The 12,758-nt window shown below is 36.4% G+C and carries 10 protein-coding genes and 4 tRNA genes; 5 read left to right on the forward strand and 9 right to left on the reverse strand.

Features of this window, described 5'->3' with window-relative positions:
- Nucleotides 1-85: 85 nt before the first annotated feature.
- The 7 genes from prpC to GQS55_RS10840 all read right to left on the reverse strand — a co-directional run bounded on the left by prpC (nt 86) and on the right by GQS55_RS10840 (nt 3,814).
- Nucleotides 86-1,210: a bifunctional 2-methylcitrate synthase/citrate synthase gene (gene prpC, locus GQS55_RS10810; protein ID WP_159820505.1), complete on the reverse strand. Its 1,125-nt coding sequence runs from the start codon at nt 1,208-1,210 to the stop codon at nt 86-88.
- Between the two features lie 73 nt (nt 1,211-1,283).
- Nucleotides 1,284-2,189, reverse strand: coding sequence for a methylisocitrate lyase (gene prpB / locus GQS55_RS10815; RefSeq protein ID WP_159820507.1), 906 nt, complete (start codon nt 2,187-2,189; stop codon nt 1,284-1,286).
- Between the two features lie 10 nt (nt 2,190-2,199).
- Nucleotides 2,200-2,904: a GntR family transcriptional regulator gene (locus GQS55_RS10820; RefSeq protein ID WP_159820508.1), complete on the reverse strand. Its 705-nt coding sequence runs from the start codon at nt 2,902-2,904 to the stop codon at nt 2,200-2,202.
- A 221-nt stretch (nt 2,905-3,125) separates the two neighbouring features.
- Nucleotides 3,126-3,201, reverse strand: a tRNA-Glu gene (locus tag GQS55_RS10825).
- A gap of 204 nt (nt 3,202-3,405) precedes the next feature.
- Nucleotides 3,406-3,481, reverse strand: a tRNA-Glu gene (locus GQS55_RS10830).
- 109 nt (nt 3,482-3,590) lie between these two features.
- Nucleotides 3,591-3,666 (reverse strand) — tRNA-Glu (locus GQS55_RS10835).
- A 72-nt stretch (nt 3,667-3,738) separates the two neighbouring features.
- Nucleotides 3,739-3,814: transfer RNA gene (locus tag GQS55_RS10840), tRNA-Ala, on the reverse strand.
- A gap of 451 nt (nt 3,815-4,265) precedes the next feature.
- Here GQS55_RS10840 and GQS55_RS10845 point away from each other — a divergent pair.
- Nucleotides 4,266-5,171 carry a gluconeogenesis factor YvcK family protein gene (locus GQS55_RS10845; RefSeq protein WP_159820509.1) on the forward strand — a complete coding sequence of 302 codons (906 nt, stop codon included), beginning with the start codon at nt 4,266-4,268 and terminating at the stop codon, nt 5,169-5,171.
- A gap of 10 nt (nt 5,172-5,181) precedes the next feature.
- Here GQS55_RS10845 and dcd read toward each other — a convergent pair whose 3' ends face one another.
- Nucleotides 5,182-5,787 carry a dCTP deaminase gene (gene dcd / locus GQS55_RS10850; protein ID WP_159820510.1) on the reverse strand — a complete coding sequence of 202 codons (606 nt, stop codon included), beginning with the start codon at nt 5,785-5,787 and terminating at the stop codon, nt 5,182-5,184.
- A 67-nt stretch (nt 5,788-5,854) separates the two neighbouring features.
- Entirely contained in the window at nt 5,855-7,030 is a 1,176-nt protein-coding gene (apbC, locus tag GQS55_RS10855) for an iron-sulfur cluster carrier protein ApbC (RefSeq protein WP_159820511.1), read from the reverse strand.
- Between the two features lie 83 nt (nt 7,031-7,113).
- On the opposite strand from apbC, the gene metG reads away from it, so the two are divergent.
- The 4 genes from metG (at nt 7,114) to tsaA (ending at nt 12,725) form a co-directional block, all read left to right on the forward strand.
- Complete coding sequence (gene metG, locus GQS55_RS10860) at nt 7,114-9,240, forward strand: methionine--tRNA ligase (RefSeq protein WP_159820512.1); 2,127 nt, start codon at nt 7,114-7,116, stop codon at nt 9,238-9,240.
- A 138-nt stretch (nt 9,241-9,378) separates the two neighbouring features.
- Entirely contained in the window at nt 9,379-11,511 is a 2,133-nt protein-coding gene (locus GQS55_RS10865) for a cation:dicarboxylate symporter family transporter (RefSeq protein ID WP_159820513.1), read from the forward strand.
- A gap of 64 nt (nt 11,512-11,575) precedes the next feature.
- The gene (rcsF, locus tag GQS55_RS10870) at nt 11,576-11,986 is read left to right on the forward strand and encodes an Rcs stress response system protein RcsF (protein ID WP_159820514.1); all 411 of its coding nucleotides are present in this window, start codon (nt 11,576-11,578) and stop codon (nt 11,984-11,986) included.
- A gap of 1 nt (nt 11,987) precedes the next feature.
- Nucleotides 11,988-12,725, forward strand: coding sequence for a tRNA (N6-threonylcarbamoyladenosine(37)-N6)-methyltransferase TrmO (tsaA, locus tag GQS55_RS10875; protein WP_159820515.1), 738 nt, complete (start codon nt 11,988-11,990; stop codon nt 12,723-12,725).
- The last annotated feature ends 33 nt before the right edge of the window (nt 12,726-12,758 follow it).

The following is a 12,758-nucleotide window of genomic DNA, read 5'->3' on the forward strand; positions in this document are numbered from 1 at the left end:
ATTTTCTTATGCTCAGCAGCCAGCAAAGTACACAACTGACTTTGCATGATTTTACTAACTGAGCCACAGAAAAAAATACGTTAAATTATCGTTGCGCGATTGGCGTTACGGTACGTGGTTCAGAGCCAGTATAATCAGCACTTGGACGAATAATGCGGTTATTAGAACGCTGTTCCATTACATGAGCAGCCCAACCTGTTAAGCGCGAGCACACAAAAATAGGTGTAAACAATTTAGTTGGAATACCCATATAGTTATAAGTAGAAGCATGGAAAAAATCAGCATTACAGAATAACTTTTTGGTGTCCCACATGAATTCTTCACAAGCAACTGAAATATCGTATAAAGACGTATCTCCATTTTCAGCCGCTAATTTTTCAGACCATGCCTTAATCACTGTGTTACGAGGATCTGAAGTACGATAAATCGCATGACCAAAACCCATGATTTTTTCTTTACGCTCTAACATACCTGCCATTTGCTCTTTTGCATCAGCAGGTGACTTAAATTTTTCAATCATATCCATTGCTGCTTCGTTAGCACCACCATGAAGTGGACCACGTAACGTACCAATAGCACCAGTAACACATGAAAACATATCTGATAATGTTGACGCACAAACACGTGCGGTAAATGTTGATGCGTTAAATTCATGCTCGGCATATAATATTAATGAAACATCCATTACACGCTTATGTTGCTCTGACGGCTCTTCTTGGTTTAATAAACGTAAAAAATGACCACCTAAAGAATCTTCATCAGTCATACAGTCAATTTCAACACCGTCATGTGAAAATTTATACCAATAACACATGATTGCAGGGAAAGCCGCTAATAAACGATTTGCAGCCTCTTTTTCCTCAGAAAAATCATTTTCAGGTTCAATATTACCTAGCATAGAACACCCCGTACGCATTACATCCATAGGGTGTGTATCTTTAGGAATAAGCTTTAATACTTCTTTTACAGCATCAGGTAAATCACGTAATGCTTTTAATTCTGATTTATAAGTATCTAATTGTGTTTGGTTTGGTAACTCACCGTTAAAAAGTAAGTAGGCTACTTCTTCAAATGTTGAGTTTTCAGCTAGATCTGCCACATCATAACCACAATATGTTAACCCACTGCCTGATTTCCCTACAGTACAAAGTTTAGTTTCGCCTGCGCTTTGGCCTCTAAGGCCTGCACCACTTAATTTTTTTTCAGTCATAATCTCATCCTCAATTATTTATACATTTATCAGACTTAAAAGCTGATCATTTGATAGTTATTGTTTATTATTATTATTTGTTTTTACCTTCAGAAAAAAGCGCATCTAACTTTTGTTCATAATCGTGATACCCAAGGTAATCATATAAGTCCATACGCGTTTGCATGTTCTCTATCTCAGCTTTTTGATCGCCGTCAGCTAATAAGGTTTTATAAACCGATTCTGCTGCTTTATTCATTGCACGAAAAGCTGATAATGGGTAAAGCACCATGGCACAGCCCCACTCGCCTAACTGTTCTTTGTTCCATAACTCGGTTTCACCAAATTCAGTGATATTGGCTAATACAGGCACATCTAAGGCTTCAGTAAAAGCACGATAATGCTCTTCTGTTTTAACGGCTTCAGCAAAAATACCATCAGCACCTGCTGCAACATAAGCTTTTGCACGTTCAAGTGCTGCTTCTATGCCTTCTTGAGCAAACGCATCAGTACGCGCCATAATGAAAAAATCAGGATCAATACGTGCATCTACCGCTGCGCGAATACGATCTGCCATTTCTTCAGTTGATACAATTTCTTTATTTGGTCGATGGCCACAACGTTTTTGTGCCACTTGATCTTCTATATGAACAGCGGCAGCACCAGCTTTTTCCATATCACGTACGGTTTTAGCTATATTAAATGCTCCACCCCAACCTGTATCGATATCAACTAATAATGGTAAAGAGGATGCACTGGTAATTCGTGCTACATCAGCCACTACGTCGTTTAAAGAAGTCATTCCTAAATCAGGTAAGCCATAAGAAGCATTAGCGACACCACCACCTGATAAGTAAATAGCTTGGTGGCCCAATTGTTCAGCCATCATTGCGCAATAGGCATTGATAGTACCAACAACTTGAAGTGGTTTATTATTCATTAATGCTTGGCGAAATTTAGCGCCAGCAGACTTTGGTTTATCGAGTGAATGCTTAATCATAATATTTCCTCTACTTATTTTCGTTAACTTCTGACAACGCTTGTTGCATTATTTTGTTTTCAATATTTTTTCTTGATGCAGCGATATGACGACGCATTAACATTTCAGCCAATTCACCATCTCTATCACTAATTGCTTGAATAATTTGATAATGTTCATTAAAAGCACGACTTGCTCTTGGGCTATTCATACCAAACTGACAACGATACATTCGAACTAAGTGATACAATTGGCCACAAATCAAATCGATTAGCTGCTTATTATGACTACCTAGAATGACCTTATAATGAAAGTCGAGGTCACCCTCTTCTTGATAATAAGCAATACCATCTTTTAATTCTTGCGTTTGGCTGTGCGCTTTAAGCATTTCTTTCATCTCTTCAATTTCTTGATCAGACATATTTAGTGCTGCTTGACGACAAGCCATACCTTCAAGCGCTTCTCTTGTGATGTAAAGCTCAAGTAAACCTTCAATAGAACAGTTTACAACTCTAGAGCCCACATTTGCTTTACGCTCAATCAAATGACACTTCTCTAAACGATTTAACGCTTCACGCAAAGTAGAACGACTAATTTGGTAACGCTTTGCTAATTCCGGCTCACTTATTTTACTTCCTGCTGGAATGTCACCTTCAACAATAGCGTACTGCATTTGTTCAAATACTTTATCTGCTGTTGTTACTGCTGTAGTCTTTGTAGGGTTTATTAAATGCATATGGGTTAAATCTTAATTATATTTAAAATTGTCGACAAACTTGAAATCATACAAGCATAATAGCTGAGTTAAATTATATTACAAGTGAACAAAACAAAAATTGTCGACAATATATTTTCATTTAAATTTTTTAGACGCAAAAAAGCCCACGCAATACTTAACTATTGCGTGGGCTTTCTATACTTCACTTTTTTGTACACTTTATTTAAAGTTAAATAAAGTGGCATCCCTAAGGGGATTCGAACCCCTGTTACCGCCGTGAAAGGGCGGTGTCCTAGGCCTCTAGACGATAGGGACACTGAATTAACAATTATAATTAATTATTAATAAAAACTATCTACCAGATCACTCTGGTGAATTAACTGACAAATCAGTACATGATTAGACAATTAAAACTCTAAACTCTTATTTGCTATTCCTTAAAGATTACTCTTTGAGAAAAAACTCAGTATAAGAAACTGATTCACTTTTTATATGCACTTTCTTAAATAAAAGAGAAAGTGGCATCCCTAAGGGGATTCGAACCCCTGTTACCGCCGTGAAAGGGCGGTGTCCTAGGCCTCTAGACGATAGGGACACTAAAACTGGTAAATCACCAATTCTGAACAGTGCTTATTATTTTATAAGTATAAGCAAACTTAATATTTTAACACTCTATTTATAACAAACAGACTATTAAAAAATAGTGGCATCCCTAAGGGGATTCGAACCCCTGTTACCGCCGTGAAAGGGCGGTGTCCTAGGCCTCTAGACGATAGGGACACTAAAACTTGTAAACAAGTTAAAACTATCTATTCTCTGTTGATAAAACCCGTCAACAAAAAACCTAAATATTGGTGGAGCTATGCGGGATCGAACCGCAGACCTCTTCGCTGCCAGCGAAGCGCTCTCCCAGCTGAGCTATAGCCCCGCTTGTTTAAAACATAACTCTTTAAGAGAAATAATTCAAACGGTTATATTTAATACCTGGCCTAATAGCTATTCAATATATTTTCTTTCTTACTATAAATAGTTAGAAAGAACATTCTCTTTCGTCATCAATTTTGTTAATTGAAGTCTTCCTGAAAACGAGGCGCATTCTAAGCAGCGACCTCGAAAGTGTCAACACTTTTTTTTAAAAAACATCGAAAATATTGAAAAAAAGTGTTTGAGTGATTAGATAAAGAGCAAGTTGATTGTTTTTTGCTTAACTAGTTGTTTGAATGTGTAATTTGCGCTCGAAGATGATATTAAACTCTAACGCTCATTTACAACGTAAATATTCCCTACATCCCCTTCTACTTTCTTTTTTTAACGATTAAAGGTATTGTTCACACACAAAAAATGTCAATTAATCCCCCATTAGAGTTTAAAATTATAGAATGCAGTTAAATCAATTAAATATTGTTGCTATTGGTGGTGGCCATGGTTTGGGTAGAGTGCTATCTACTCTTTCATTTATGGGTGACAAACTGACAGGTATAGTAACAACAACCGATAATGGTGGTTCAACAGGTAAATTAAGAAAGCGCAGTAGCTCTATTGCCTGGGGTGACTTAAGAAACTGTTTAACTGAACTTGTCGACAATGACTCTATAGGTAGTCAACTTTTTAATTTTCGCTTTGATGGCGATGATGAATTGGGCGGTCATAATTTAGGTAACCTTATTTTATACGGGTTAGGAGAAGTACAATCTCGACCTTTAGACTCAATTAAACTCGTTAGGCGAATGTTAAGAGTTCGTACACAAGTATTACCAATGTCTGAGACACCAACCGACTTAATGGCGTTTTATCCAGAAGGCCGTTGCCGCGTTGGAGAGCTTTCTGTTGATGAAATGTCAATTATGCCTAAAAACTTAATGCTAGCGCCTTTAGTGAAGTCTATTAAGCCTTGTATTGATGCTATTAACAATGCTGATCTAATTATCTTAGGTCCAGGTAGTTTTTTAACTAGTATAGTGCCGCCATTGCTAATAAGAGATATTAGTAACGCTCTTGCCAATAGAAAAGGTCACTGTGTTTTTATTGATAATGTAGTGTTGGAAAACAGTCCTGCAGCTAAACTGTCGATCGATGAGAGACTAAGTTGGATCAATGATAATATTGGCTGTTTACCAATAGATAGTGTTATTTGTCAGGACCCAGAAGTGAAATCAGATAAAGTGAATATTATTTGCCGGGATTTAGCGCATAATAAAGTTCCTCATCATCATGATAAAAAGAAACTCATTAGCGCACTTGAAGATTGTTTAGCGAGTGTTGATTACAAAAAAAGAGTAAGTTGAGTCAGTCGCCCTATTCTTCTTTGTTGGTAGATTGCTTATCTTCACTAATTCTACTCGCTACAGCACCCTTTTGATCTCTGTACTTAGCATCAGTTCTTTTATTGTAAGGACGCAAAGCACTTGACGACATAGTTTCAAAGTTAAGTGCTGCTATTTTCATTTTTGGGCGAAGCGCCAATGGTAGCTTTCCTGAATTGTAAAATTCTAAAACAATTTGTCCTGACCAACCAGGATCAATTCTATGTGCGGTAACGTGCACCATTAAACCAAGTCTAGCCAGTGAAGAACGGCCATCTAACCAACCAACTATATTATCAGGTAAAGTAACCGACTCATAAGTAACGGCTAATGCAAGTTCCCCAGGGTGTAGAAAAAAAGCATCGCCATCTGCAATATTAATTTCATCACTCATTACTGAGTTCATTGCTTCTTGCATTTCAATTTTTGGGCCACTTAAGTCAATATAAGGTGCTGCATGGGCTTGAAAAACACGAAATTCATTACCTAAACGAATATCAACACTAACCCCTGAAATCATTGAGCTATCAGGTTTTGGTAAAATAATTATTTCTTCATCTGCTAGGTATTGTTCTATATCTTTATCGCTTAATCTCATAATGGTTTTTCTTGTATTATTAATTTATATTATTGAAGTGTATTAAGTTGCGTATATTAACGTTCAGTTAGTCTGTATATTTAACCGTTGCCGTTAGTGGGCTAGCATTATCAAGTTGCAGAAAAAGTTGCCCTGTAATATTACGCGCTATTCTACGGTACAAAGATGCTATATCACCAGTGCTATTTTCAATGATATCTGATTCACCAAAATCAGCATCTTGACGGATATTAATATCAAGCGGTAATTGACCAAGTAACTGTGTTTTTTTTGATTTTGCCATTTTCTCTCCACCTGCTTCACCAAACACATGACTCTTATGGCCACAGTTTTCACATAAGTGATAACTCATGTTCTCAATAATACCTAAAACAGGTACTTGCACCTTATCAAACATAGCAATTCCTTTTTCAGCATCAATCAAGGCAATATCTTGTGGCGTAGTGACAATTACGGCAGCGGCTACAGGTACTTTTTGCGCTAACGTTAATTGAATATCACCAGTTCCTGGTGGCATATCAATTAATAAATAATCTAATTCAGGCCACGCCGTTTCATTAAGTAATTGATTAAAAGCACCACTAGCCATAGGGCCTCGCCAAACTGTTGCATCTCCCTCATCAACAAGAAAGCCTATCGACATAGCATGTAAACCATGTGCTTCTAACGGAATCATTAACTTGCCATCTTTAGAGCTTGGTTTAGCATTTTTTAGTCCTAACAATGTAGGAATAGAGGGACCATATATATCCGCATCTAAAATACCAACCTTAGCCCCTTCCGCTATTAGCGCATAAGCAATATTTACCGCGGTAGTCGACTTACCTACTCCACCTTTACCAGAAGCAATAGCAATAATATTTTTAACCTTACCGCCATTAAGAGAAGATGAGCGTACTGCATTGATAGCAAGTGTTATTTTAAAATCAACTTGCTGAGCAAAGGAATTAGATAAGGTAACTGCCAAAATATCTAACTCTCCCTGACAAGGAAAAGGCATGGTTAACTCAACAAGTATTTTATTTGATTTTTTGGTGTTTACTTCAAAATGGGTACAAACAACCAGAACACCTTGAGGGAAATTTATTGATTGATACGTTGTTAATGTTTCTTCTATTACTTGAATTTTTTCTGCTATTGTTAAGTTTAGAACAGGTAAAGCACTTTTAGAATCGTTAAAAAGTGGCGACTTAGTAGGTGATTTTTTATTTTCACTTTTATTATTGAAGAATTTACCGAACATATTGTCACATTAATTATTTGAGTATAAACGTTAAATTCTGTACTATTGCAGCCATTATTACCATCAAAAAACACTATTTATTCATGTCTATAGCTACTTCTTCGCAAACATTACCAAAAAAGCGCAAAATATTAGTTACTTGCGCATTACCTTACGCCAATGGTTCAATTCATTTAGGTCATTTACTTGAGCATATTCAAACAGATATTTGGGTAAGATTTCAACGAATGCGCGGGCATGAGACTTATTTTGTTTGTGCCGATGACGCTCATGGCACGCCTATTATGCTTAAAGCTCAAGAATTAGGTATAACACCAGAAGAAATGATTAACGCAGTTCGTGATGAACATATGGCTGATTTTGCTGATTTCCATATTAGTTTTGATAACTATCACACAACACATTGTGATGAAAACCAGGCTTTATCAAGTGATATATATAGTAAATTACATGCTAAAGGCCATATAAAAACACGTACTATTTCTCAACTTTACGATCCAGAAAAAGGCATGTTTTTACCTGACCGTTTTATCAAAGGCACCTGCCCTAAATGTAAATCAGAAGATGAAAATGGTGATAGCTGCGATAAATGTGGCGCAACTTATTCACCTACAGAAGTTATTAATCCTCGTTCAGTAGTTTCGGGGGCAACACCAGTATTAAAAGATTCTGAACATTACTTCTTCGACTTACCAGCCTTTGAAGGCATGTTGAAGGAATGGATTCGCAGTGGCGCATTACAAGAAGAAATGGCCAACAAACTATCTGAGTGGTTTGAACAAGGTTTAAAACAGTGGGATATTAGCCGTGATGCACCTTACTTTGGTTTCGAAATTCCAAATGCCCCAGGTAAATTTTTCTATGTATGGTTAGATGCTCCTATTGGTTACATGGGTAGCTTTAAAAATCTATGTAATAAAAAGCCAGAAATTGATTTTGACAGTTTTTGGGCTGAAAATTCAGACGCTGAGCTTTATCACTTTATTGGTAAAGATATTATTTATTTCCATAGTTTATTTTGGCCAGCAGTACTTGAAGGTGCCGGTTACCGTAAACCAACAAGCGTTTTCGCTCATGGTTTTGTGACGGTAAATGGCGAAAAAATGTCTAAATCAAAAGGTACCTTTATTAAAGGTCGTACCTACTTAGATCATTTAAACCCTGAATATTTGCGTTATTACTATGCAGCTAAATTAACTAATCGCATTGATGACTTAGATTTAAATCTAGAAGATTTTGCTCAGCGTGTTAATTCTGATTTAGTCGGTAAAGTAGTAAACATTGCCTCACGTTGTGAAAGTTTTATCTCTAAACGTTTTGATGGCATGTTATCAACTAATATTGACAACCAAGCACTTGCTGATGAAGTGATGAACGCTGGTGACAGTATTGCCGCACATTATGAGAGTCGTGATTTTGGTCGTGGTATGCGTGAAATTATGGCACTTGCTGATAAAGTTAATGAGTACATTGCTGTAAAAGAACCTTGGCAGCTAGTTAAAGACGAAACTAAACAGCAAGAAGTACAAGATATTTGCTCTTTAGGTATCAACATGTTCCGTACCTTAATGATTTATTTAAAACCTGTATTACCAGTACTTGCCGATAGCACAGCTGCATTTTTAAATGATGAATTAATTTGGGATGGTCATAAAAAACTACTAACTGATCATAAAATTAATAAGTTTAAAGCACTGTTACAACGTGTAGATATGGATAAAGTTAATGCAGTAACAGAAGCCTCGAAAGAAAACTTAGCGGCTATAAGCACAGACGGTAAAAAAGAAAAAACAAACGATAAGAAAAAGAAACAAGAAAAAGTTGTCGATAATTCTGCTGCACTTGCTAATCCATTAGCTGCAGATCCTATTAGTGAAGAAATTCAGTTCGATGATTTTGCTAAAATTGATTTACGAATTGTTAAAATAGTTAATGCTGAGCATGTTGAGAAAGCCAATAAACTGCTTAAATTAACATTAGCACTTGATAATGACGGCACGGAAACTCGTCAAGTATTTGCTGGTATAAAATCGGCTTATCAGCCTGAAGACTTAATTGGCAAGCATACGGTTATGGTAGCCAATTTAGCGCCTCGTAAGATGCGCTTTGGCATGTCTGAAGGCATGGTGTTAGCTGCAGGCCCAGGCGGTGAAGATTTATGGGTATTGAATCCTGATGATGGTGCACAGCCTGGTATGCGAGTTAAATAAAGTAACTCCCCTTTATCATTATCAAATTCATTTAAAATGAATGAGCTTAAAACATAAGGTATGGCGTAATGCGATACCTTTTTTTTGCTAATTAATACCAATAAAACTGATTAAAGCCTATCAAACATGAGTGTAACTATGTTCAAAAAACTAACAAGTGTACTAAGCAATACACCTGCTTCTTTGCTAATTTTAATCTCTATGTTTATCGGTTTAGTCGTTGGTGCAACGACATCAACCGTTTATTCGGGGGTAAATGAAATAGCTGATGCCTTTGTCATGCTTTTACAAATGACAGCGCTTCCTTATATTGCGTTATCATTAATTATTGGTATAGGTAGCCTCTCAGAGCATAGAATAAGCGGCACGATTAAAAAGAGTTTAGCTATTCTTATTTCATTAACTGCAACCGTATTGCTCTTTATTTTAATTACGCCCATTGCCTTTCCAGACTGGGAAAGTGCTGATTTTTATAGCTTAAGCACAATAAAAACTGTACAAGAGCTCGATATTCTTAAACTTTTTATACCAACTAATCCTTTTTATTCATTTGCTAACGGTTTAATCCCAAGCGTTGTTATGTTTAGCATTCTGGTCGGCATTGGCTTAATGAAGGTAAAAGCTAAAAAACAGACCTTAATGGCTTTAATAGGCTTAAACAAAGCCATTATTAATGTTAGCTCTATGGTAATTAAATTAGCGCCATTAGCTATTTTTTGCATAGCGTTACGTGCTGCAGCAACAATCGATAGTTCACAAATTGATGGATTACTTGTGTATATAGTTTCCGCCAGTGTTTTAGTTCTGCTTTTAGCCTTTTTGATAATACCTGCAATTATTGCCACGATTACACCTTTGGGTTATAGGGAAATACTAAAGGCCTCACGTGAAGCAATGATAACTGCCTTTGCTACCGGAAGCTTTTTTATTGTTATTCCGCTGATTGTTGAAAAAACTAAACAGTTAATTGAAAGAATGCCGGTAGATAATGTCCATTTACGCACAGATGCTGTTATTGCCCCGAGTATCATTGTTCCAATTGGCTTTAGCCTACCTATAGGCGGTAAACTTTTAGCTTTGTTATTCGTCTTGTTTGCGGCCTGGTTTTCTGGCTCAGAAGTAAATGCCAGCCATTACCTTTATTTACTCACTGCCGGTTTACCTCAATTATTTAGTTCAAGCTCAGTGGCTATGCCAAATTTATTAGAAATATTCAATGTACCCAGCTCGATGTATGAATTGTTTTTAGTCTCTGAAAATTTAATTGTGGGTCGTCTTAGCGCGTTACTCTCTGTGGTTTTCTCATCGAGTTTAGCAATATTAATCGCGACAAGTATGCTAAAACAACTTACATTTAAATGGTCAAAATTTAATAAATACTTAATTCTTCTTCCTGTAATATCTGTTGTTGCCTTTCTCGCACTAAGGTTTACTTTTGACAGCATTAGTTATCAATACCAAGGATATACAAAGTTTATTGAACGTGACTTTATTATGTATAACACCAAAAGTAAGGTGTTAGAGGCACCTACTAACGTCAAGGCTAACTCTCAACCCAATGTTGATGTGTTAACTCGTATAAGTAATCGAGGCTTTATTCGTGTTGGTTATTTTAGAGATGACTTACCTTATGCTTTTCATAATAATGAAGGAAAACTTGTCGGTTTCGACATTGAAGTGCTCAATCTACTTGCAGATGATCTAGAAGTAACGATTGAATTTGTACGGATTTTTCATAATGAAGCACAAAAGTTACTCTCTTCAGGTTATTTGGATATGACAACAGGCATTCCTTTAATTCCTAACAATATGAAGAAATTCACATTAACTGTGCCATATAGCAGCCAATCTCTTGCTTTTATTGTTCCAGATGGCAGGCGTAGTGAATTTACTAACTGGGAAAATATTGTTAGTAATGAAGAATTAATTATCGGAATCCCTGAATTATACTATAGTGAAAACTTAGTGAGCCGTCATTTTGAACACGGAAAAATTTGGGAGATTTCCACACCGAGATTATACTTTAAAAAAGAATATGACCATATTGACGCCATGCTTATAGGTGCTCCAACGGCTTCAGCTTGGACATTATTACACCCAGAATATACAGTAGTTACGCCAAAACCAGCACAAGCTCCTTTATCAATGGCATTTGCTATTAATAACAAAGATACAGCGTTTGAATTGTTTATGCGTAACTGGATACAAATAAAAAAACAAAACAACAATATTGATCGATTATTCGAATACTGGATTGCCGGTAAAGAATAGTTTAAATAGTACATAACAATAGAACCTAACCGATATGAAATTTAACAAAAAATTAAGTATGAAAATGACAATAAAGCTATGTGTTAGCCCTTTACTGCTTTTATTAGCAAGTTGTAGTAACAATTTTGTCTCAACAAACATTGATAAAGATAACTTTAATGATTATTTCTCTGCCGGTAAGGTTAAAATTTACCAAAGTGAAAAAGACATTGAGGCTAGTTATCAGTTAGTGGGGATTGTTGAAGGTCAAGATTGCCAAATTAAAGCCCATCACGCCGTACCTGATGAGATTAATGCACGCACTGAAGCAAGACGTCAGGCCTCTGATAAAGGTGCTAATGGTATTGTTTTTTCACAATGTGCCTTATTATCGCATGATCGACTAGTTCAGCTAAATAACAGTACCGATGCCCAACAGTGCCATGCCATTGTTATTTGTTATGCTAAAGCTTACGCTGTTGAAGTAACACAGTAAAATGACTGAAACGCCTGTAAATAGTAGAGATAACATTAATATAAACCCAATAGGTATTGTTAATTCTCCTTATAAAGAGAAATTCGCAATACCTCGTCAACCAGGGTTAGTTGATGCAGCAAAAGGTACAATAGCATTACTTAATGATGTAAATACACTTGATAGTGTTAGGGGACTAGAGCAGTTTAGCCATATTTGGCTGTTATTTGTCTTTCATGGAACACAAGCGCAAGGCTGGAAGCCCTTAGTTAAACCACCCCGCCTTGGTGGTAATAAAAAAATAGGCGTACTTGCGACCCGATCAACCTTTAGACCCAACCCTATTGGAATGTCAGTGGTAAAACTCGATAGCATAGAAATAGTAAAACAAAATATTATTTTACATATCTCAGGTATGGATTTATTAGATCAAACACCTATTATTGATATAAAGCCCTATATTAGCTATTCAGACGCCTTACCTAATGCATGTTCAGGCTTTGCCCAACACCAGCCTCACATTAAGCTGAACATTACCTTTTCGAAGCATTCACGCCAAATTTTAACCCGATTAACACAGCAACGACCAGAATTGCCTTTATTTATCGAACAAGTATTAGCGCAGGATCCTCGCCCTGCATACAAAAAAAACAAGCTTGATGAAAAGGTTTATGGTATGCATTTGTACAACCTCAATATTCAATGGCGGATGGTGGATGTTGAAACAATAGAAGTTATTCAAATTACAGAACTACCCTAAGATTTAGCTTTATTACAACTAAATTTCGAACAA

Origin of the sequence: Colwellia sp. 20A7 (assembly GCF_009832865.1) — a bacterium.
In the GTDB taxonomy this organism is placed as follows: Bacteria; Pseudomonadota; Gammaproteobacteria; order Enterobacterales; family Alteromonadaceae; genus Colwellia.